The sequence below is a fragment of the Pontimicrobium sp. IMCC45349 genome (assembly GCF_047219225.1).
Lineage (GTDB): Bacteria > Bacteroidota > Bacteroidia > Flavobacteriales > Flavobacteriaceae > IMCC45349.
Window position 1 is genome coordinate 2,864,043 of the sequence record NZ_CP178208.1, and the last position, 23,056, is coordinate 2,887,098.

Annotated in this window: 24 protein-coding genes; 8 read left to right on the forward strand and 16 right to left on the reverse strand. The window is 30.1% G+C overall.

Annotated elements, in window-relative coordinates; all coding sequences use genetic code 11:
• Nucleotides 1–104: 104 nt before the first annotated feature.
• From ACLII3_RS13305 to ACLII3_RS13315, 3 genes are all read left to right on the forward strand, one after another.
• Nucleotides 105–938, forward strand: coding sequence for a helix-turn-helix domain-containing protein (locus ACLII3_RS13305; RefSeq protein ID WP_412984708.1), 834 nt, complete (start codon nt 105–107; stop codon nt 936–938).
• A 92-nt stretch (nt 939–1,030) separates the two neighbouring features.
• Nucleotides 1,031–1,810: an SDR family NAD(P)-dependent oxidoreductase gene (locus ACLII3_RS13310; RefSeq protein WP_412984709.1), complete on the forward strand. Its 780-nt coding sequence runs from the start codon at nt 1,031–1,033 to the stop codon at nt 1,808–1,810.
• A 27-nt stretch (nt 1,811–1,837) separates the two neighbouring features.
• Entirely contained in the window at nt 1,838–2,974 is a 1,137-nt protein-coding gene (locus ACLII3_RS13315) for an MBL fold metallo-hydrolase (RefSeq protein WP_412984710.1), read from the forward strand.
• Nucleotides 2,975–3,071: 97 nt separating this feature from the next.
• Here the strand turns inward: ACLII3_RS13315 and ACLII3_RS13320 are convergent, their stop codons facing one another.
• The 13 genes from ACLII3_RS13320 to ACLII3_RS13380 form a co-directional block, all read right to left on the reverse strand.
• Nucleotides 3,072–3,863, reverse strand: a complete 792-nt coding sequence (locus ACLII3_RS13320; RefSeq protein WP_412984711.1) for a hypothetical protein — start codon at nt 3,861–3,863, stop codon at nt 3,072–3,074.
• 33 nt (nt 3,864–3,896) lie between these two features.
• A complete protein-coding gene (locus ACLII3_RS13325) occupies nt 3,897–6,470 on the reverse strand; it encodes a T9SS type A sorting domain-containing protein (protein WP_412984712.1) in 2,574 nt (857 codons plus the stop codon).
• A gap of 171 nt (nt 6,471–6,641) precedes the next feature.
• Nucleotides 6,642–8,345 (reverse strand): hypothetical protein, encoded by a 1,704-nt coding sequence (locus ACLII3_RS13330; protein WP_412984713.1) that lies wholly within the window; start codon nt 8,343–8,345, stop codon nt 6,642–6,644.
• Nucleotides 8,346–8,348: 3 nt separating this feature from the next.
• Complete coding sequence (locus ACLII3_RS13335; RefSeq protein WP_412984714.1) at nt 8,349–9,110, reverse strand: SAM-dependent methyltransferase; 762 nt, start codon at nt 9,108–9,110, stop codon at nt 8,349–8,351.
• Nucleotides 9,103–9,810: a class I SAM-dependent methyltransferase gene (locus ACLII3_RS13340; protein ID WP_412984715.1), complete on the reverse strand. Its 708-nt coding sequence runs from the start codon at nt 9,808–9,810 to the stop codon at nt 9,103–9,105. The genes ACLII3_RS13335 and ACLII3_RS13340 overlap by 8 nt, the downstream gene beginning before the upstream one ends.
• Complete coding sequence (locus ACLII3_RS13345) at nt 9,807–10,427, reverse strand: methyltransferase (RefSeq protein WP_412984716.1); 621 nt, start codon at nt 10,425–10,427, stop codon at nt 9,807–9,809. Before ACLII3_RS13345 ends, ACLII3_RS13340 begins: the two co-directional genes overlap by 4 nt.
• Nucleotides 10,421–11,368: a glycosyltransferase family 4 protein gene (locus ACLII3_RS13350; protein WP_412984717.1), complete on the reverse strand. Its 948-nt coding sequence runs from the start codon at nt 11,366–11,368 to the stop codon at nt 10,421–10,423. Before ACLII3_RS13350 ends, ACLII3_RS13345 begins: the two co-directional genes overlap by 7 nt.
• A 5-nt stretch (nt 11,369–11,373) precedes the next feature.
• The gene (locus ACLII3_RS13355; protein WP_412984718.1) at nt 11,374–12,051 is read right to left on the reverse strand and encodes a CDP-alcohol phosphatidyltransferase family protein; all 678 of its coding nucleotides are present in this window, start codon (nt 12,049–12,051) and stop codon (nt 11,374–11,376) included.
• Between the two features lie 10 nt (nt 12,052–12,061).
• The gene (locus ACLII3_RS13360; protein ID WP_412984719.1) at nt 12,062–12,433 is read right to left on the reverse strand and encodes a 6-pyruvoyl trahydropterin synthase family protein; all 372 of its coding nucleotides are present in this window, start codon (nt 12,431–12,433) and stop codon (nt 12,062–12,064) included.
• Nucleotides 12,434–12,437: 4 nt separating this feature from the next.
• A complete protein-coding gene (locus tag ACLII3_RS13365) occupies nt 12,438–13,373 on the reverse strand; it encodes a zinc-dependent alcohol dehydrogenase (RefSeq protein ID WP_412984720.1) in 936 nt (311 codons plus the stop codon).
• On the reverse strand, nt 13,370–14,320 hold the full coding sequence (locus ACLII3_RS13370; RefSeq protein ID WP_412984721.1) for a RibD family protein: 951 nt from the start codon (nt 14,318–14,320) through the stop codon (nt 13,370–13,372). Before ACLII3_RS13370 ends, ACLII3_RS13365 begins: the two co-directional genes overlap by 4 nt.
• Nucleotides 14,317–14,919 (reverse strand): GTP cyclohydrolase II, encoded by a 603-nt coding sequence (gene ribA / locus ACLII3_RS13375; RefSeq protein ID WP_412984722.1) that lies wholly within the window; start codon nt 14,917–14,919, stop codon nt 14,317–14,319. The genes ACLII3_RS13370 and ribA overlap by 4 nt, the downstream gene beginning before the upstream one ends.
• A 303-nt stretch (nt 14,920–15,222) precedes the next feature.
• A complete protein-coding gene (locus ACLII3_RS13380; RefSeq protein WP_412984723.1) occupies nt 15,223–16,770 on the reverse strand; it encodes a phage tail sheath family protein in 1,548 nt (515 codons plus the stop codon).
• A 168-nt stretch (nt 16,771–16,938) separates the two neighbouring features.
• Here ACLII3_RS13380 and ACLII3_RS13385 point away from each other — a divergent pair, with 168 nt between their 5' ends.
• Together ACLII3_RS13385 and ACLII3_RS13390 are read left to right on the forward strand one after the other, a co-directional pair.
• Entirely contained in the window at nt 16,939–17,511 is a 573-nt protein-coding gene (locus ACLII3_RS13385; RefSeq protein WP_412984724.1) for a Crp/Fnr family transcriptional regulator, read from the forward strand.
• 57 nt (nt 17,512–17,568) lie between these two features.
• A complete protein-coding gene (locus ACLII3_RS13390) occupies nt 17,569–18,297 on the forward strand; it encodes an acyl-CoA desaturase (RefSeq protein WP_412984725.1) in 729 nt (242 codons plus the stop codon).
• Nucleotides 18,298–18,383: 86 nt separating this feature from the next.
• Here ACLII3_RS13390 and ACLII3_RS13395 read toward each other — a convergent pair whose 3' ends face one another.
• The 3 genes from ACLII3_RS13395 to ACLII3_RS13405 form a co-directional block, all read right to left on the reverse strand.
• Nucleotides 18,384–19,271, reverse strand: a complete 888-nt coding sequence (locus tag ACLII3_RS13395) for a hypothetical protein (protein WP_412984726.1) — start codon at nt 19,269–19,271, stop codon at nt 18,384–18,386.
• Nucleotides 19,272–19,551: 280 nt separating this feature from the next.
• Nucleotides 19,552–20,088, reverse strand: a complete 537-nt coding sequence (locus tag ACLII3_RS13400; protein ID WP_412984727.1) for a GNAT family N-acetyltransferase — start codon at nt 20,086–20,088, stop codon at nt 19,552–19,554.
• 15 nt (nt 20,089–20,103) lie between these two features.
• Complete coding sequence (locus tag ACLII3_RS13405; RefSeq protein WP_412984728.1) at nt 20,104–21,297, reverse strand: multidrug effflux MFS transporter; 1,194 nt, start codon at nt 21,295–21,297, stop codon at nt 20,104–20,106.
• Between the two features lie 101 nt (nt 21,298–21,398).
• On the opposite strand from ACLII3_RS13405, the gene ACLII3_RS13410 reads away from it, so the two are divergent.
• Genes ACLII3_RS13410 through ACLII3_RS13420 form a run of 3 tightly spaced genes read left to right on the forward strand, consistent with a single transcriptional unit; the run spans nt 21,399 to nt 23,013 of the window.
• The gene (locus tag ACLII3_RS13410; protein ID WP_412984729.1) at nt 21,399–22,010 is read left to right on the forward strand and encodes a DEAD/DEAH box helicase; all 612 of its coding nucleotides are present in this window, start codon (nt 21,399–21,401) and stop codon (nt 22,008–22,010) included.
• A 24-nt stretch (nt 22,011–22,034) separates the two neighbouring features.
• Nucleotides 22,035–22,481, forward strand: a complete 447-nt coding sequence (locus ACLII3_RS13415; protein ID WP_412984730.1) for a DinB family protein — start codon at nt 22,035–22,037, stop codon at nt 22,479–22,481.
• Between the two features lies 1 nt (nt 22,482).
• Nucleotides 22,483–23,013 (forward strand): GNAT family N-acetyltransferase, encoded by a 531-nt coding sequence (locus ACLII3_RS13420; protein WP_412984731.1) that lies wholly within the window; start codon nt 22,483–22,485, stop codon nt 23,011–23,013.
• Nucleotides 23,014–23,056 lie beyond the last annotated feature (43 nt).

The following is a 23,056-nucleotide window of genomic DNA, read 5'->3' on the forward strand; positions in this document are numbered from 1 at the left end:
CAAAATTACGTTATTAAAAAATAAGGCTAATAGAAATATGGCTTTAAAAGCACTTTGACATTTTTTGACAAGTTGTAATAATAGTTTTTGTCTAATTTTGCCAAATGGATACACATAAGATAAAGTTTATTAACTCTAACGAATTACAAGTAGCAGCATCTTGTGAGGCTAGTAGTAATGAAAGCACCGAAGTTTATTTTCCGTCTACATTATTAATGTTTGCGCAAGAAGGACAAATCAATGTGAAGTTAAATCAAGAATTGTTAACAGTTACTAAAGGACAGTTTGGTTTACTTAGAAAGTATACGCAATGCGAAATGTTTAAATCGTGGTCGCCAGAAGAAGGACAAGCAAAGACATATATGTTTGTTTTAACCAATGAATTTATTAAGCGTGTTATTCATAATATAGAAATGCCTAAAGATGTGCCACCTGTTGAGGAACGTCTTATTAATTTGCCACCTACAGCTTTATTACAAGGTTTAATGCAATCGTTAATTGCATATATAGACGAAGGTATAGATTTAGATCCACAAACTATGGAACTAAAAACTTTAGAAGCGTTGCATGCATTGGTAAAAGCAGATCCGAAATTGTATGGAGTATTCAAAGAATTTGCTATTTCTGAACGTGCAGATTTAGAGCAATTAATGACTCATAATTTTAGATTTAATATTCCTTTAAATGATTTAGCAAAGCAATCTGGTAGAAGTCTATCAACATTTAATAGGGAATTTAGAGCTTTGTTTAATGATACACCACATAAGTGGATTAAAAAGAAACGTTTGCAATTTGCTAGAAATATGATGATTACCAAAAACAAAAGACCAAGCGAAGTATATCTTGAAGCTGGTTTTGAAGATTTGGCACATTTTAGTAAGTCCTTTAAAAGTTTCTTTGATATAACGCCTTCACAATTTTATCAATCATTAGTCTGACATTTTTAGACAAGTAAGCTTGACACTTTTAGACAACTTAAGGGTTGGTAAGCTGCATAACTTTGTACTATAATTTTAAAAGAAATATTACAATGTCAAAAACAGCATTAATAACAGGAGCATCAAGTGGAATAGGAAAGGAGTTAGCAATTATACATGCACAACGAGGTGGAAACTTAGTGTTAGTGGCACGTAGAATTGAAAAGCTTAATGAGTTAAAGTTAGATATAGAAAAGCAATACAATGTTAAAGTAGAAGTAATCTCTAAAGACTTAACACAATTAAATGCACCTCAAGAGATTTATGATGAAGTAAAGGAAAAAGGAATTCAAGTAGATTATTTAATTAATAATGCAGGATTTGGAGGCCATGGAAAATTTCACGAAAGAAGTTTAGAAGAAGATTTAGCAATGATAAACCTAAATGTAGTAGCATTAACCTTATTAACTAAGTTGTATTTACCAGGATTTGTTGCACGCAATAGTGGAAAAGTACTAAATGTATCTTCTACAGCTAGCTTTATGCCTGGTCCATTACAAGCTGTGTATTTTGCAACAAAATCGTATGTTACTTTTTTAAGTAACGCTATTGCTGAAGAGCTTCACGATACAAATATTACTGTAACCAATTTAATGCCTGGAGCTACAGAAACAGAATTTGCTAAAGTATCTAAAATGGATAAAACCGACTTATTTGAAAATACAGTTTCGGCACATTCGGTAGCGTTAGATGGTTACAATGGTATGATAGAAGGGAAGCTAGATGTAGTTTCTGGTTTAAAGCCAATGCAAAAGGTAATGATGCGAATGATTCCGTTTACACCCAAAAAAATGGTATTAAAGCAAATACGACAAATGCAAGAAGTTAACTAGTTATTCGTAACTAAAAGTTATTTGTAAATGATAAAAACGATATTAAAAATATTTAAAAAGATGTTGATTGGAATTTTAGGAATTGTTTTATTACTCGTAATTACAGGATTTATTTTTATGAATACTAGTCCGCAATTTGGTGGTAGTCCTTCTAAGGAAAGTTTAGTGAGAATAGAAAATTCACCAAACTATAATGATGATGGTGCTTTTAAGAATTTAGAGCTTACTTTGGCGAGTACAGGAATGAAATTAAGTAGTATTCCTAAGTTTTTTACCAATAGTGATAATAAGGTGCCTTCTAAAGCATTGCCACAGGAAAAGATTACTAAAGCATATTTTGATTCAGAGCCTAAACAACCAAGAATTACTTGGTTTGGACATTCGGCATTGTTTCTAGAAATGGAGGAGATGAATATTTTTATAGATCCGATGTTAGGTGAAGTTCCAGCACCTCATCCTATGCTTGGAAATTCACGTTTTAATAAAGAATTACCAATAGCTATAGAGCACTTACCAGAAATAGATTTGGTATTAATTTCTCATGATCATTACGATCATTTGGATTATGAGTCTATTACTAAACTAAAAGATAAAGTAAAACAGTTTTATGTGCCTCTTGGTATTAAAGCACACTTAACATCTTGGGGAATTGAAGCAGATAAAATAAAAGAGTTTGATTGGTGGGAAAATGCTAGTTTAAACGGAATTGAATTTGTGTCTGCTCCAGCAAGACATTTTTCGGGGAGAGGATTTTCAAGAAATAAAACATTGTGGTGTTCATGGGTAATTCAATCAGAGCATAATTCAATATATTTTAGTGGTGATAGTGGTTATGGCTCACATTTTAAGGAAATAGGAGATAAGTATGGACCTTTTGATTTTGCAATGATGGAATGCGGACAATATGACGAGCAATGGTCACAAATTCATATGATGCCAGAAGAAACTGTACAAGCCACTATAGATGTTAAAGCAAATGCGATGATGCCTATTCATTGGGGCGCTTTTAAGCTGGCATTGCATAGTTGGGATGATCCAGTAAAGAGAGCATCGGAAACAGCAGAGAATGCGCAAATACAAATGTTAACTCCAAAAATTGGTGAAGCAGTAATTATAGATAAAGATATTAAGAACACCACAAATTGGTGGAAATTGGTTGATTGATAGTAAAAAGCATCTAGAAATGGATGCTTTTTATATTTTAGCTAGTCCGCTTATTATTGCTATTTCTTTTTTGCTTATAACATTAATATATAGTTACTTATATGTAAACATAGATTGGTGAATACAATTTTGTGTCTTCTTGATTTTGAGAGTTTATTAATTGAGCTGGATTTGGAGTAGGTAAACCTGAAAAGATAGTTTTTTCAGTACTTCTAGCAATTAAATCAAACTTATGTTGAGGTGTGTTACTTAGTGTTATTAATGACTTGCTAGTGAATACTAAGGCTTCTTCACCATTAGGTAGTGTAACTTTTTTAGATTCGCTAAATTGAATGTTGGAGTTACTCCTTATCTGTAAATTATCTATGTTTAAATGACTTTTATTAATAATGTAGTATTGCCAAATTGTAGCACGAGCTTCAAAACTAATTTTAAAGTTTGTAGGAGTGGTATTTTGTAAGTCTGAAAAATGCAGCTTCATACTTCCAGAATTATCTTGGATAGCTTCTTGAGTTAATCTTTGTTGTAGTATTATGGTTTCGTCTTCAATTTTGTTTAAGCTATCGTTACTAGAGTACATTAGTTTTCCTATAAAGTTTATTGGAAGCTCTGTAAAAAGATAAAATTCAGAATTGTTAATTGTTATATTAAAGCTAAAAGAGTTAGTGTCATTTTTTTGAGATATATAGCTTAACAAATCACTAATAGAATTGTTTGTATTTGCATAAAATTGAAAACTGTTTTCACTTTGGATAAGTTTAAAATTGTATTGGTCCATTAGTGTTTGTGTAGCTGTATTTGGGGTAAGTGTAAAAATGGAATCAATATTATTTTTAAAGTAAGAGTGGGTTACATGTAACGAAAATACTTTTATATAATTTGATTGCATGGTTTAAAGCTTATACGTTATTAGTAATAGTATTTATTTTTTTATAAAATTTATGGTTTCAGAATATCCATTTGCTCCCAAAAACTTAATAATATACATTCCATTAGATAGTTTAGTTATATCCACAGGAAGGTTTCTGTAAAATTGTTCCATTATTAAACTACCTGTTAAATCAAATATCTGGATATGGCTTATTGGTATTTTTGATTTTATGAATAACCTGTTTTCTGCTGGATTAGGGTAAATTGAAAAATTTAAGGTTTCATTTTCTGGAATACTTAAATTACTACCTACGTTTTTTTTCCATAATAATTTATCTTTTATAAAAGAGAAGTAATTCCCATCAACAAGATATATTATATCCATTTCACCATCATTATCAAAATCTAAAGGTTGAATTTTTTTTATGCTATTAATTGAGTTTAAGAAGTTTAAGTTGTCATCGAAAGGTAATGAATGAATATTGAAGTTACCATTTCCATCTGTATTTTCATACCAATCGAAGTGAAAAAAACCATCGTAAACTAGAAACTGTTTTGCTGAAACGATATCCAAATCACCATCACCATCCATATCAGATGCAAAAGAATAAACTGAACCAAACCCAGGTGATCCATTTGAACTGTAGAGGATATTCTTTTCACCAAATGATGCATTACCATCTAAATTTTCTTGCCATGCTAAAAACCTTTGATAATTTGGAGAACCCCAGGGATCACTTTCACCTTGTACACCAGAAGTTAACAAATCTAAATCGCCATCACCGTCAAAATCTGCAAAGTCAATATCCGAAGCCGAAATGAATACAAAAGGATTAGTGAGGTGCTGATTAACAGTAATACCCGCATCGAAATTACCATCGCCATTTGTGTTACGAAAAAGTGTAATTGAATTATTTGCAGAAACTATTAAGTCAATATCTGTGTCACCATCAATATCCTTAGTTATTAAGTCTTTTATATTATAATTGCTATTTGAGCTTGTTCCAATGGATTGTTCAGTTCCAAATGACAAGTTTCCATTTAGATTTTGATACCAAGATAGTCCTTCATGATCATCTATGTATATTATATCCATTAAACCATCACCATTTAGGTCAGACTTTTTAATTTGGTCTTGATAACCTTCAAAATTAGGGATTGTAAAAAGAATTTGTGGGTTAATAAAATTACCAAAATCAGTGTTTTCTGAAAAATAAATTATTGCTAAATCATTATTAGAATCATAATCCAAACCAATAATATCTTGATCGTTATCATTGTCAATATCTGCACTAAAATATGAAGTATATCCAATGTTAGTGTTGTAAATATTAGGTTTACTAAGTTCTCCATCAATATTTTTAAACCAATGTCTATTAGTAATTAAATCAGGATAACCATCATTATTTATATCTCCAAAAGTGTTATCTATGTGCGAATAATTATAATCATAAGTAACATTATGCTCAATAAAGTAGCTTGCAAATCCATCCACATTATTATACCAAGAGATTGCATCTGCTATTTGTCCAGATGAGACAATGTCATTATCGTTGTCTCCATCAATATCTGCTACATTAACGATACTTGAGCCATCAATATTATTAACTAATATTTGCATGGAATTAAAAGTACCTTGTCCATCAGAGTTTTCAAACCATGCTATACCACTTGTTGTAGAAGATAAGATATCATTGTCACCATCACTATCTATATCTATTATATTAATAGAATAACAATTTGATATAGTAGTAGAAACTACATTGAGAGGACTGAAATTACCTCCACCATCTATATTTTCATACCAATAAATTCTTTGTTCAGAACTATTAGATGTTACTATATCTAAATCACCATCGTTATCAATATCAGAACTTCTTACTATATAGCCTCCTTCTCCATAAATTGAAATTAGTTGTTGAGTTCCAAAAGTTCCCAAACCGTCAAGGTTTTCATACCAATGTACTGAACTTCCAGAATCATTACTAGATATTATGTCCAAATCATTATCGTTGTCAATATCAGCTAAATGAACTCTTCCTGGTTCTGTATTTGGTATACTTATAGCATTACTAAAATTACCATTCCCATCAATATTTTCATACCATACCAAATTGCTACTTGATTTAGAAATTATATCAATATCAATATCATTATCAATATCAAATGGTACTCCAAATCCATTTCCTTCAGTATTGTTAGAAATTACTAATTTGTTGCCAAATTGTGAAACTCCATTAAGGTTTTTATACCATGAAATTTCATTCGTTTCACTAGCATTCGAAATTATATCTATTAAACCATCACCATCAATGTCAGATGTATAAACTTTTTCAAAGTCTATAGAATAAGAAAGACCTTGTTCTACGAGGTTATTATCTATGAATTGGATATTGCCGAAACTGCCTTGTCCATCCAAATTTTCAAACCATGCTAATTTATTGTCAGGTGAAGAAATTGAAACAATGTCTAGGTCTCCATCATTATCGATATCAACTATGTTTATGTCTTTTAGTCTATTGATATCACCTTTGTGATCTAATAAAGCTTTGTCTTCAAAAAGAGTCTGAGAACTACATAAGCTAGAGATTAATAAAAAAATAATTAATGAATACTTTGAGTCCATGACGTTGCTATATTATTTTATAATAAAAAATGTAAAACGAAGTTAACGTTTTTAAGTAAGGAAATCAATACGTATAAATACGTATTTTAGTGCTAGTGCTAGTGCTAATGTACTAAAAATAAGGGGTGTTTTAAGTACAAGTGATTCTCTTTTTTTAAGAAAATTCATAGACTAATATAAAGATATTCCATCTTCAAAAATTGGTATTTCTAAATTTTTATTTTCACCGTAAGCTGTGTTTAATGCATAGAAAAACTTAGAAAAGAAGGATTCATGTTTTTGCGTTTGGTTTTTAGGTATTAAACCTTCAGAATAATTAAATTTTTTAAAGGCATTTATAAAATCGCTATTCTTTGAAATAATGTGAATTGGTGTGTCTTTATCAATATTAGCAGGTGTAATAAAAGGAGGTTGATGGTCGCCAATTAAAACAGTTATTGTGTCTTCTAGTTCATGATTAATTAAAAAATTATGAATATAATCTAATTGGTAATTAATAGCAGTAAAATAGTTTTTGAGATTGTTTTTTTTGAGTCCATCAGTTAATGGAAAACTTGTTTTATTATAATCTTTCCAATGGTTTAAAGGTGTAATTGGAGATATATAGTTGTAATGTGAATTTATTGTACTTACTGATAAAAAAAATGGAGAGTTACCAATAAGTTTGTTGTAGGCATAGTTTAGAGTATACTCATCTGGTAGTGAAAACCTGTCGCCAAAAATTGGTATATTTTTTCCCGTATAGTTAAAATCATTATACAACATCATGTCTTCAAAAGGGTAGGTATTTTTTACTTTTTCCCAGTCTACTTCATTTTTATCGTACGAAAGTGTAGATGTCATGGTAGTTTTATAACCTTTGGCTTCAAAATGTTTAGGTAATGATTCTAATTTGGAAACATAATCTGTATGACTAAAAATAACTTCGTGTGCTGCAATGTCTCTTACTTTAGCTCCAAACAAAATACTAGAATGACTTAACCATGAGCCTCCAGATGATACAGGTGACTCGCTAAGTGTACTAATGCTTTTTATATTCTTATTATTTAAAGAAGCACTAATTTTAGTCATTTTTTCTTTTAAGGCTATACCAAACTCTGTGTTTGAAAGCGCAAAACTTCCATACGATTCCAAGAAAATAAAGATGATATTGGGCTGCTTTTTTAGTTTAATATTTTTTATATACTCGTAAGGAAAGTTGTTGTTAAGGGTTTTTAAAGAAGCTTTTAACGTTCTACATTTTTTTAAATTTAGTACAATGTGTTTCACTATAGAAAAGCTAACACAACTATGGTAAAAATTGTAACTAACCTTTCTTATAGAAAATAATGAAAGTATTATACTCAAAAATAAAACTAATAATAAAGGCCATGAAGAGTTAATCTCTAGACTAGACGTAATCAAAATACCAACTAAAGTATTGCTTAATAAAAAGACAAATGCTAACACCAACACAATACCTAAAAGGGCTATTGGCACCTTTTTTTTATATACCATTAATCCAGTTTTGGCAAAATTTACATCGTTAATAAGCATAGGTTCTTTTTTAAAAACCTTTATTATAACTGAGATGTATGTTATATATATAAAAGAAAGTAATATCAAAAAGTTAAGAACAACCTTAAAGATTGTTGTATAAGCACCATTTGCGAGTAATAATAAAAATGTAATTATTTGTACTTCAAAAATGAGTCTGAAGCAGTCATCTGAAAAACGTTGATACAATATTTTTTTTAATATAAAGTATGGCGTGTCATTAAAAAAAGATTTTTTGGGATAATCTATTTTAGAAAACAAACCAACTAGCCAATTTGGTAGAAATACTAAAAAATTAATACCTAAAAAACTTAATATGAAAATGATAATTACTCCCATATTTTATAGCTTTTTATATTCTAAGACATAATATTTCATAGCACCAGATTTAAATAGTTTTTCTAAATAAAAACCACCTCTCATTATCGAAGCTATTTTTATAAAAGGTTTCATTATGCTTGATATTAATATACTAAGGTAAAGCGTCATGCTATTTTTTGTCCTTACAACAGGAGTAAGATCTTTTTTCAATGAGAAGTCTTGTGAAAAGTCATTGTTTTTTAGGAGTACTTTAAGTTTCCAATCTTTAGAGTATTTTTTTAATGAGCCACTATTATTTTCTTCTACTAAAAAGTCATCTATAATCACTAAAGTGCCATTTGTTTTTAGAGCATTTTTAAGCGAATTAAGTGTCTTGTTAATGTCTAATGTATGTTTTATAGATTCTATGGCAATTATAAAATCATAGGTGTTAGGCTGTAAATTGTCAAATGATTGTTGTTTGAAATTAACCTTGTTGTCTTGGTTTTCTTTTTCTGCAAATGTATTTGCTTTTTTTACTTCGGCATCACTTAAACTTATACCTTTTACGTTGCAGTTATAATATTTTGAAAGGTATAAAGAGCCATAACCAACACCACAGCCAGCGTCCAATATATAAGTTTCTGGATTTAATTTATAAGTGTTTGCTATCCATTTGTAAATATCAGTATAACCAAATTTTTTAGAGTCTAATTTTTTATGAATAGGATATGGTTGTGAAGCATGTTTACCTTCCCAATGAAATAGATTATTATAGATATTTTGGATAGCCTTTTCAGTCATGTTTTTTTAATAGAAATAAAAATTCATTAGCCTTTTCAATAGGCTCATTATTATTTACCAGTTGTTTATAGTTTACTTTTTTAAGCCATAAACTACGACGTCTTAATCTTTTTTGAAGTGGATATTGATCTGGAAAAACATTTATAACCTCAAAACCAGCAGTATTAAAAATAGCAGTCCATTCTTTAAGGTTTTTTGCATCTTGATGTCCTTTTTTATTTTTTAAGCCTAAAAAAGTTTTGAAAAACTGCCAACTTGTTGTTTCTGAGTTTCTAACCAAGAAGCAAAACTTACAGTTTTTGTTTCCCACACGCAGCATTTCCTTAAGTGCATTTTGAGTATTAATCATACGTTCTAAGGAGCCAATACAAGTAATAATATCAAAGGTATTGTTTTCAAAAGGTAATTTTTCGGCATTTGCTATACTAAGATTAAAATCTGGAAATTGCTCTTTAGCTTTCATAATTGCCACAGAAGATATATCAATTCCATATGGTTTTACATTATAATCTTTAGAGGCTTCTAATAAACGTCCTAAGCCACAAGCAATATCCAGAAGTTTTTGATTTGGCTGTGCTTTTAGGATTTCTAAATAGATATAATAAGCCTTTTTGGGTCTTAAATACCAAAACCCTCTTTTGGTATAAGTATTATTAAACCATTGAATTATTTGTTCTTGATTATCTAATTCTTTACTCATAAGTAACGTTTTGTTTTTTGAAGATAGGTTTTATAATCCTCTTTATGTTTATTCATTAAATAATCTTCTTCCATTATTATTTTATAATGCATATGAGCAATGTAAATAATAAGGCATAAGAGAAAGAAAATTGAAGGTGTCATAAGATAAAAACCAAAAAAGCTAGTATATAAGCCTAATAGCCCTGGGTTTCTACTAAACTTAAACAGTCCTGTAGCTACAAAACCATCAAAAGCCTTTGTTTTAATTTTTTTAATATCTCTTAGATAGCGATGGCTTATGACTCTACCAAGTATTACCAAAAATATACCTAGATAAAATGTAAAGCTCCCATTATCTAATAAATGGTCATTATAATTTATTTGAAAAAGAAAATATGCAGGTAATGCATGAAGTATATAAATCACTATTAATGGTAAAAAAAAGACGATTATTTTTTTGGATAAAGACCAGTTTAAAACTCTTTTTACATTATCAGAAAAAAGGTTTGATTGTGATAGGCGAGGAGAGAGCATCTTTTTTGTAGTTACAACACTAGGAATACTATAAAAGAATAATTCTATAAATAATGAAATATAGAATAGTATGATAATTATGTTGACTACTGTTTTTAACATGCGATAGTATTTTTTTGAAGACATTTTGAAAATTCTTCAATGGTATCATCCCAACTTCTTTTAATTTGATTATAAGTATTGCAATATGATTTATAAATATTCGGATTATTTATCCATGTTTCAATTGTATCTATAAAGCAATCATCTAAATACTTATTATGAACCAAATAATTCTTAAAAGAACTAAAACAGTTGTAATCACCTGTTTTATAAGCTATACTAGGTATGTTTAAGTTAAGTGCTTCAAATAAAGCCATTCCAAAGGTTTCGGATTCTGATAAGCTTAAAAAAACATCAGACTTAATTAGCTGTTCATAAACTTCATCTCTGTTTAAGTTAAAATGAAACTTTACTTTGTCACTTGTATTTATTATTTGGTTAATAATAGCATTTGCATATGTTTTATCTAGTTCATTGTTTGAAACTATATGAAAAGTTAGGTTTAAATGATTTATACGTTTTAAAATACGAATAAACATTTCAAATCCTTTATTCTTGACAAGGTTAGCAACTATTATTATGTGCTTTGGTTTATCGCTAAACTCAATTTTTGGTTTCCAGTTTTTAGAAATTCCAGGTCTTATAATAATTATGTTTTCATTATCTATTTTCCAATTATTGATTAAGTTACGTTTTGTTGGTTCACCAGTAACAATAAATTTAGCATTGGTTTTATAAAATAATAGAGCATCCTTACTAAGTGAAGGTATTTGATGTATTAAAGCAAATATTTGTTTGTTTTGATTTAAAAGCGTCTCTTTATCAATAGAGTTCATGTAAAGACTATCAACAATAGCGAAGTCGTATTTTTTATTAGTATGACCAATGTTATAGTCAACAGTAATGTTCTTTTGCCTTAATCCTTCAATAATTATTTTGTTATATATATTTCCACCAGAAACAACATCTAAAGCTAGTTTATTTAAAAATTGAAGTTTCATCAGTCTTATTGTTTTTGATATTGAATAAAACCTATTGAAAATGACACTAAAATAGCTAAAGAACCTATCAATAAAATTAGTGATTGTATAATGCCAGTTGTTATTAATCCTATTAAAAGGATTACAAAATAACTAGCAGCAATAACTGTTGCGTAAGTCTTTTTCTCTTCTTTAATATTGGGTTTAGGAAAGCAAAAAGTATATAGTCTGTAAACATATCTTAAAACTCCAGGAATTAAAATCCACCAACCTATACCAATATGTGTATAATAAAAACAGCACATAATTAAGACAAAGAAAGCATCAATTTCCATGTCAAAATATTGCCCAAAAAAAGATGATTCTTTAAAATATCTCGCTGCAAGTCCATCAAAAAAATCTAATGCAACAGCAATAGATAAACAGTAGAATAATAATAATGTATTATCTAATTCTATAAATAGAAAACCCAGTATTATTAAGATAAATCGAGTTAAGGTTATGGTATTTGCTACACCAAAAAAAGGTTTAGAATAAAATAGCTTTTTTCGGTTTAAAAAGACTAATCCTATTAAAGATATTGAAAACACAAAAAGCAAAATGTTTAATTGCATTGTAACTAATGAAGCAATAAAAGCTATAGATAAAGCAAACGCATTATACAAGCTCCAAGTTTCAATATGTTGATTAATCAATTTATCCATTTATAATTTTCTATCCAGAATAGCTTCCCCATGCATCATGGGTTTCTCCTAAGTAAACACTAATTCTGCCTTCAAAAAAAGCACTTACTTCTTCCTTAATTTTATCGTGTATGTATTTAGCAATAAACTCTGTTGTAGTGAGCTTATTTTTAAATTGAGGCAACTCATCTAAATTTTTATAATTTAAATGACTTAATACCTCTTTTGTGATGTCTTTAGCTTTACCTATGTCTATAACAACATTATGTGGATCTAAATTTTCGGCGTAAAATGTTACATCTACTACATAAGTCGCTCCATGCATATTTTGGGCAGGACCAAAAAAGTCATGAGGTAACGAATGCGCAATCATAATTGAGTTTCTAACTTTTACAGAATACATGTTTTTAATATTTTATTAAATAAATAAGTCCGTTTGGAGTTTTATTTTTTCTTACCAATTCAAAGAAATCTGGTACTTCGTCAAACGGAATAATATTAGTAATTAATTTGTCGAATATCTTATTTTTTAAGATGTCTACAGCTAGGAGTTTTCTTTTAAAATAATCAAACTCTTTGCGTTTTTGTATTGGTATTTTTGAGACTTGACTCGCAATGAGTCGTAGTCTGTTTTTATGAAAATTTTCTCCTAGTTTAAGTGAGGTGTTTGATTTTCCATACCAACTAAGTTCAATAATTTGTCCTTCTTCATTTGCATTATCAATACAAAATTGTAGCGCTTCTTCATTAGAAGTTGTATTAAAAGCTATATCAAAGCCATTATTATCGTTATAAATTTCAAACCCTAACTCAATTGCTTTTTGTTTTCGCCATACATTGGTTTCTATAACCTTAACTTCAAAATTATAATGATGTTTAAGTGTTGAGGCTAGGAGGGAACCAATATTTCCAAAGCCACAAACCACAATACTATCGGTTTTAGTTACATTACTATCCCAAATAGCATTGATAACCGTTTCCATGTTACTAATTAGTGGAATGCGTGTTAGAGGAAGTTCTTGACAAGATTTAAAAATCGCCTTATTATCAACAAAACAGTTGTCTTGATGAGGATGCATAAGGTGTGCCTTTTCTCCATTATTTAAAACACCAGATAAGGCATAACCATATTTAATAGGCAAGTCAAAATTTCCTTCCATATGAGGCACTTTCATATACTCTTTTATAGTTTCTGGTATTTTTTTATTTAGCACTAATGTTTCAGTACCAAGACTAATCATGGAATACTTACTTATAACTTTAGATTGTGCAGCACTTAAATCAGGAGTATTTTGCAATCTAAGTTCAGTTGTAGTTTGAGTATGCCATAAAGATTTTATCATACAATACCAGCAGTTATCATAAACGAATTTCCTATTTGAGTCATGTACATATCTTTTAGCTTAAGTGTATCATCTACCAGATTGCTTTTTGGGAGTTTTACAGCTTTTATACCATCTCCAAACAACATTGGAGATAAATGCAATTGAATAACTTTTGCAAAATTTGTTTCAATAAATGCACTAAGGGTACTTCCTCCGCCTTCAATTAATATAGATGATATGTTTTCATCTTTACATTTTTTAAGCAAGTCTAGTATTTTCTCCTTTTTTGAAGTGCCTTTAAAAGCTATAATCTTATCAAAATGATTGGTACAGTCATCATAATTATACTCCGAATCTCTAAGTAAAAAAGTATCGCAATCAGGATTTTTTTGAAGCGAAGAAAGGTCTTTACATTTATTAGATAAGATTAATCTTTTTGGACTTTTTCCTTCAACATGTCTTACATTTAATAAAGGTTTGTCGTTTATAACTGTTTTACTTCCAACCAAAATAGCATCAGTAAGTGCACGAAGCCTATGCGCATGAATTAAATTTTCTTCGTTACCAATCCATCTAGAATGTCCTGACGAAGTTGCTAAATAGCCATCTAATGAGGTTGCAGCATGAATAAAAATATGAGGAACGTCATTATGAAGATGCGACAACACACTTAATGGCCAATAGTTTTGCAAGCAGTCTAAAAGGGCTTTATCTATATCTTTTTTGACATATAATGATAATTCTTCAAAAGGCGTTTTTATAAGTTTATAGTGAGATAATACACTTAATTTTTCAATGTCATTATCTCCTTTTAGTAGCAGTCCAATAATACTAGCATCTAAGTTTGAAGTATCACATATTTCAGAAAATGTATTCCCATCAAATGTCCACCCTAAACTAGTATTAGTTACAGACTTGTCCTTTAGAATAAGTAATTCTTGCCAAAGTTTATCACTTATAATCATAGTTTTGTCAAAAAATGTCCGAAATGATCTTTTTTAGTTTTAAGGTAGTCGTAGTTAGTCTCGTTTGGATGCGACTCAATAGGAATTCTTTCGACTACATTAATGACTTTATCATTAAAAAAATCTAATTTATCAGGATTGTTTGTTAGTAGTTTTATGTTTTTTACCTTAAAATATTCTAGAATTTTTACAGCATCGTTATATTGTCTTTGGTCTTCTTCAAAACCAAGCATTTTATTAGCTTCAGCAGTATTATAGCCTTCATCTTGTAGGCAATAAGCTTTTAACTTATTGATAATCCCAATACCTCTACCTTCTTGTCTTAAATAAATTAGTATGCCTGAGTTTTCTTGAATATATTTTAAAGAGCTTTGTAGTTGTTCGCCACATTCACAACGTTTAGATCCAAATAAATCACCTGTCATACATTCCGAATGTATTCTAACAGGTAAGTCTTTGCTCCATTGTTTTTTGTCTGTAAATAACACAATATGAGGCATTAAATCTTTGGTTGAATCTGTAAAAGTAGATATCTCAAAGTTGCCGTAAATTGTTTCTAAATTCACCTGACTTTGCAGTTTTAGTTTTTCCTTTTTCATCTAGAGTTGATTCTTTTTTCATTAAATAGCAATCCAAAATATACTTTTTTTATGTAAAATCAGTATGTTTTTTGAACTAAGTTAGGAATTTAATAGTCGAATTAATTTACAACTATTTACTTAAAATGTAGATTTTTATAAGATTTTTTAGCCTTTTCGAGTTTTACTATATAGACTTAGAAATAAGCCATTTGCTGTAATATGAGAAGTTATTATTACTTAAGTTATCCGTGACTTAATTTTTATATAGATTGTTAAATAGTTTAGTTTGTGGTATCTAAAGTGTTTTTAAAATTAATTAAATCACGATGATTTTGCCATTTGTTGTTCAAATGTTAATACAATGAATTCTGCTGGATGAACAACTGCTACCTTAACAGTTACTCTCATTAACCCTTCTAAAAGATCTTCTGAAGTCATGGTTGTTCCTAAACCACATTGTACGCTAAATGCATCTGCAGGAGTAGCACCTTGTAAACCTCCTTGTTTCCATATTCCTGTAAGGAAACTTGAAATCATTGAAATCACACCTTTCCAAGTATTTGCATCGTTTGGTTCAAATACATAAGCATGTGTTGCTAACTTACAGGACTGTTCTATGAAAGTTATCGTACGTCTTACAGAAATGTACCTCCAATCTAAACTATTACCATCTAATGTTCTTGCTCCCCAGATTAGTATTCCTAATCCATTAAAAAATCTTATTGCATTAATAGATTTACCAGAAACTGCATCTACATTTAAATTTTCTTGTTGACTATTTGATAATTTAATTGGCAAATTAGCTGCTCCTACAATAGATTTATTTGCAGGTGATTGCCATGGACCTACTTCGTTATCTGTAGTAGTAATAACACCTGCTATTGCTCCACTTGGTGGTAAGGTATTAGCATCTGAAAGAATACGTTTAACCACTTCTGCATACGTTTTACTTGCATTGATTAAAGCAACTTGATTTTGGCTAACTGTTAATGCATCTAAATTGCTTATAATTGTAGCTACAGCAGGATTTGGTGCGTCAGCAGGATTTATTAATGCTTCTAACTGTTTGGTGTCTCCTCCAAATAAATTGGTGTAATCAATATCTGAATTTTGCATTACAGTAGTTTCAATAAATGGATAATACGCTGTCCCATATTTTAATCCATTTGAACCTGTATTGTTTCTAAATGTCTGAATGTCATTGGTGTATGTGTTTGGGTCTGGATTTCTTCCTCCTATAACATCTAATATGCTTATTGCTGTTCCCATTTCTTCATTTTGTAACAGCATTTTTTGCATTAATGTACCGTTATCTGCCACAGAAAGCAAAGTAGCTTCTGGACAGATATACATGGTTGGTTCTTCTTCATTTTTTAATAACTCTAATCCATTAGTTAAATCCTTTAATTGTACGTTTAGATTAATAATCTGATCTCCTGGAGTCATTGGTTTTCCTGATGGAGCTCCATACGACCCAACAGATACTATATAAGCATCGCTACCACCATTTTCAAAAAATAACTTAATACTATTATATAAATGATAAATAGTATTAGCATCTGGAACAATAGAATAATAATCGCCTTCTATTTCCATAAAATTTCCTTTTTCTGGAAGACTTTTTTGTTTTACCAAATAGTATTCTGGATTGTATTGTTTGTTTTTGTCTGGATAACAGTAAATAGCTTGAAACTCAGAAAAAGATGTTATTTTTTGAGGAACATTCAAATAAGATTTTCCTTCATAAGATGCCTGAGGTGTGTAACCTATAAAAGCTGGAACAGCTGTTGCTACAGGTACTACAGTATTTCCAAAAGCATTTATTTCATTAATGTAAACACCTGGTGTTTTAATGCTTGCTAAATTCATAATCGGTTCGTTGTATTAATTTAAACACATTTTTATGGCTTATATAAAGTGCTAAACGAAGTTAATGTTTTTGAGTAATAGAATCAATACGTATAAATACGTGTTTATTGTTGAATAAAGTCAATCAAAACCATCTAATTTCCGTTTCTTTGTATGGTAATTTTACTTATGAAAGATATAAGAGCTTATATAGAAGAAACTGTTGATATTGGTGAAGATGATTGGCGTTTTTTTGCTTCAAAATTGATAAAGCGTACGTTTAATAAAAAAGAGATTATTCTTGATATAAAAAAGGTAGAACCTTATTTGTCATTTATTGAAAGTGGTATTGTAAGATTATTAATTCCGCATGAAGCACCTGAAAAGGAGCTTACTTTTGGCTTTTGTTTTACCAACGAGTATGTAAGCGCTTACGATTCATTTTTAACCCAAACACCTTCAACTTACCAGTTACAAGCATTAACAAACACTGTTATGTGGAGTATTACTCATAAAGATTTGCAAGAGGTATATAATAAAACCAAAATAGGTAATGTTGTAGGACGTTTATCGTCAGAGCGTTTATTTATATTAAAATCAAAAAGAGAGTTATCCTTACTTACCGAAACAGCAGAGGAGCGTTACCTTAATTTGTTTAAAGAACGTCCACAATTAATACAAAAAATACCATTAAAATACATTGCTTCTTATATTGGTGTAACAGCACAAGCACTAAGTCGAATTAGAAAGCGCATTTCTTAACTTGGGTTCATTTTTTTTGTCTGAATTTTGTTAGTTATTGCGCCAAAACTTTGGCGCATGAAAGTCGTATTATTTGTAACCATTTTATGGTATTCTGGATTGTTTTTTCAAACCTTTTTTTTACATCGTTATGCAGCACATCAAGTGTTTACGATGTCTAAATTAAGTGAAAGGGTATGTTTTGTATTAACATGGTTATGCCAAGGTTCTAACTATTTAAGTGCTTATGGATATGGTGTCATGCATCGAATGCATCATGCTTACGCAGATACAGAGAAGGATCCGCATTCTCCTAAATACGATAAAAATTTGCTAGCAATGATGTGGCGTACAAAAAATACCTATCAAGATATTAATAAAAAACGTGTTGAAGTAGATGCAAAATTTACTAAAAATGTACCACAATGGGAACGCTTTGATGCCTTTGCTAGCTCACGTATATCAAGATTAACTTGGGCAGCATTATACACTACTTTTTTTGCTGTTTTTGCAACCGCTTGGTGGCAATGGTTATTATTACCAATTGCTTTTTTAATGGCACCAATACATGGTGTGATTATTAATTGGTTTGCACATATTTATGGTTATGTTAATTTTAAAGTAAGTGATACCTCTAAAAACTTATTACCATTTGATTTTTTAATGATGGGAGAGGGTTATCATAATAACCATCACAAACATGGTGGACGTGCTAATTTTGGAGTGCGTTGGCACGAAATAGATATTACTTATTGTATTATGGTAGTACTAGAGAAAGTTGGTGTTATTAAAATTAAACGCGCTTAATTTTAGGAAGTTCGTTTAACGGTTAGTATATGAAGCGTAGCCTGCCGATAGGCGGCTATGATTTTATATACAGTGTTATCTACTTTTTATTCATCTTTTGGTTTAGGAACATTCAAATGGGGTAATTCACATCCCTTTTCTTTCGAAATGAGGTAATGAGACCATTTTTCAATTTCTTGTTCTCCATAAATAATCATTCTAACTGGAATATCCTTAGCATCCATATCACCTAACACATAGGTTCTTAGATGTTCAGGAATATTTTCGTAAGCAACTTTCAGTAAATCCTTTAGTCTTACAGTTGGATTTTCGATATACTCTTCATAAACCTCTCGGCAAATCTCAGAAGTTGTTTTATCTCCATTTAGTTGAGAAATAATGTCATTAATCTCGCTTAATTTTTCTTCTATATTGGCAGAATATTGACAAGTACCTACGGTACATTTTCCAAATCCGTATATGTGAACTGTGGAATCTTCAGGTATTTCCGTTGATATTGTCCCATCTTTTACTTGTGACGTAAATTCATCAATTGAAACAAGTTCAGGTTTTTCAATTCCAGAAATCTGAATTCGAGAATCTGCAAAGACGTTTATATTGATAAGATTATAATTTAAATCATCATTTTTTTGAAATCCATGAAAACTATCTCCTTTATGTTTTGGTGAAAAATAGTTTTCAGGATCTTCTGTCCTAACAGGTTTCCCATTCGCCATTCCCAACAAAGAAACATTAGTCTTTCCAACTTTTTTTGTGGTTGTTCCGAAACAGTTATAAAGATTCTTTAACTCAGGATTTAAATCTTTAACTACCTCTTTTATATGTTCAAAATATGATTCTTTATCAAAAAGCCATTCCCCATTTTTTACAGTCCAACTTCCTAAATGATGTATAGAAAGTTGTTTTCCATTAGGGATTTTTGGAGAAACCCAACCTGAATTTAATTTCTTCTTAAACAACTCCAAATCGACCATTTCCCAACAATCAACAAGTCCATCTTCGAATACTTGAAGATTAATAAAGAAATGGCTTCCCCCATTATTTATTACTCCAGGAACGAATCGCCCTTGTAAAACTCTGGTTCTTTCAATTTTGGGAAATGACTCAAACTTCAAAGTGCCCTCTTTTTTATTTCTTCCAAATAATTTCATTCAGGTAATTGTAGATAATGTATTTATATAAACACGTTTTAATTGTTTATATAAATTGTTAAACGAAGTTAGCCTTTTTGAGTAAGAAAATCAATACGTATTTCTACGTAGTTTTTGTGTTTTTAGTAAAAGGATTATTCATTTTATAAATCACTCCATCATTGCCATCAAAGTCAAAGTTTTTAGCGTGAGCAAGTCCAATTTTTTCTAATACTTTAATGGAGGCTTTGTTTTCTGTCATGGCGCGACCAACAATAGTTTTGATGTTATGTGTTTTAAAACCTAAGTCAATACAGGCTTTAGCAGCTTCGGTAGCATAACCTTTGTGCCAATGGTTTTTAAAAAAGCGATAGCCTATATCATATTCATCAAGTTCTGAAGTATATTTAATACCACACCAACCAATAAACGCTTGTGTAGATTTTAAAATAACTACCCAACGACCAACACCATTATTTTTATAATCACTATAGTTTTCTAGAAATTGTTTGGCGCTATCTATACTTTTAAAAGGCACATCGCCAGTGTATTTCATCACTTCAGGATCAAGATTAAGCATGTAGAAGTTTTTGGCATCCAATGCTGTTAATTCTCTTAAGTACAAACGTTCTGTCTCTAATATGTAATTAGTGTTTTTCAATACTTAATGAGTGCATTAGCATTTGTAGGCATTCAGTCTTAAAAAGATAGCATAAGAAATCATACCACAAACCGTAAATCCTATAAAAAGTGGTAATACAGAATCAAAAACAAAACTTCCAATATAAGTTGCAATTGGTACAGCCATAACTGTAGATACAAATCCATTAATTGCGGCTCCTATACCTGCGATATGACCAATAGGTTGCATTGCTAAAGCTCTTAAGTTGCCAAACATAAAACCAACAGCAATAAACTGTAAGGCAAAAAAGGTTAATAAAACTGCTAAGCTTGGATTATCACTACTCCAAAATACAACAACATATACCAACGAAATAATACAATAGGCTATAAGCGATACATAAGCAATACGTTTCATACCATATTTTACGACAAGCATACCATTTAAATAAGTAGAAAAGCCAATAGCAATGGCTAAACTTGCAAAAATGATTGGAAACTTTTCGGCTAGATTATACTGTTGCTCAAATATTTGTTGAGATGTACTTAAATACACCATAAATGATCCTGTAATAAATCCAGAAATAAGCGTAAATGCTATGGATTGCTTATGTTTTAAGAATTCAAGAGTTCCAGTAATGAATACTCTAGGTGTAAACTTTATGCGTTTTTCTTTTTCTAAAGTTTCAGGTTGACGCCTCCAAAACCACAGGATAACAATGACTCCAAAAATTACTTGAATGTGAAATATAGCTTTCCAATCATAAAAGTTAAGTAAAAACTGTCCAAGAGTAGGAGCAATGACTGGTATCAAAATAAAAACCATGACTATGAACGACATCACTTTAGCCATAAAGTCGCCACTATACGAATCTCTAACCATAGCAATGCTTAAAGTTCGTGGTGATGATAATCCTATGCCTTGAAGCACACGTCCAAAAACCATCATTTCAAAGCTTTTGGTTGTAATACATATATAGCTAGCAATGACAAATAGAAAAAAACCAACATATATTATTGGTTTACGTCCAAAACTATCTGATAATGGTCCAAAAATAAGCTGCCCAATACCCAAACCAAGAAAAATCATCGTGATTAACATTTGGTTGTCGTTGGAGTTTTCGACGTCTAAATAAGTGCCTATTTCTGGTAATGCAGGAAGTAGTGCGTCTATAGATAAAGCTACTATAGACATTAATGAAGCCATTAAGGCAACAAATTCTACTTCAAAAGATTGTTTGTCTTGCATGGTACAAATGTAATCGAATTCTTAATAGAGTAGTTAATTAAAACGTGATATGTTGTAATTATATAGTTACCTTTATCGACAATAACTTAAACCTAAATTTTATGCCATTTAAAAAACTAGTTGAACCATTAAAAGAAGCTATTTCTCGTAAAGGTTTTGAAGCGCCTTTACCGTTTCAAAAGGCTATTATATCAAAGATAAAAGGTGGTGCTAATGTGTTTGGAATTGGACCAAAAGATTGTGGTAAAACATCGACTCTAATTATAAGTGTGATTCAAAAGCTAAGGGCACAAGCAGTAGAAGATTCACCAAGAGCATTGATTTTTGTAAAAGATAAGAAGGCAGCTCAAGAATTAGAGGCTGAGTTTAATACATATATAAAGGGTACAGACTTACGTGTGTATTGTGCTTACGAAGAACATAATATTGATGTGCAACGTGAAGAAATATCAATGGGAACAGATATTATTATTGCAACTCCAAAGCGTTTGAATAGAATATTTTATTTAAATGGAATTCACTTAGGGAAATTACAGTTGTTTATAGTTGAAGATGCGGAGTTTTTATTTACGTCAAATATGCTTGCCGAAGTTTCTAGAACTCCAGAAAGTATTAGTAAATGTCAATACTTAGTGTTTTCAACAAAATACGACCAACGTTTTGAGCGTTGGCAAGACAAGTTTATGTACAATGCGCAAATAATAAAAGGATAAAAAATATAATAAAACACTATCATTATGCTTACTCAAACATTAATAAAACTTTTTAAAAGAGATTTAAATAAACTTATTACAGAGGTTAATTTATATAAAGATGAATCTAATTTATGGTTAACATCTAAAGAAGTATCTAATTCTGCAGGAAATTTATGTTTACATATTATCGGAAATTTGAGTACCTTTATAGGAGCTGAGTTTGGTAATACTGGTTATATAAGACAGCGAGACTTAGAATTCTCTTTAAAAGACGTACCAAGAACTGATATGGTAGCCCAAGTAAAGGAAGTAATTACCATAGTAGAAAACACCTTATCAAGCTTAACTGAAGACGATTTACAAAAAGAATATTCACGTCGTGTTTTTGAAGATACTATGACTACAGAATACTTTTTGGTGCATTTAAGTATGCATTTAGCATACCATTTAGGACAGATTAACTACCACAGACGATTATTAGATTTTTAAAATGAAACCTATAGAAAATTACAGCATTACATTATTTGATACCAATAAAAGTGAATCTTTTTTTAAACTTATAGACGACAATAGGGTTAATTTAGAAGATTATTTTGCAGGTACAGTTTCCAGAACTAAAACATTGGGAGCTACAAAAATGTATTGCGATGTAATTAAAAGTAAGATTATTCAAAAAAAGTATTTTCCATACGTTATTGTTAAAGACGATACCCAAGAATTTGTAGGTTGGATTGATGTAAAGAATATTGATTGGGATACACAAAAAGCTGAACTAGGTTATTTTGTTGATAGTAAGCATGAGGGTAAAGGAATTGTAACACAATCTTTAGGAACTGTTATTGACCATGTAGTGAAAAAGTATAATTTTAAGAAGTTACTTTGTCGTGTTAGTAGTACAAATAAAGGAAGTATTGCTGTAGCAGTAAAAAATGGATTTGAGTTAGAAGGTACTATTCGTAGAGATTATAAAACTACTAAAGGTGAGTTAATAGACTTGAATTATTATGGTCGAATTTTTTAGTTAATACGAGTTTTAATTAAATAAATAGATTAAAAAAGCCACT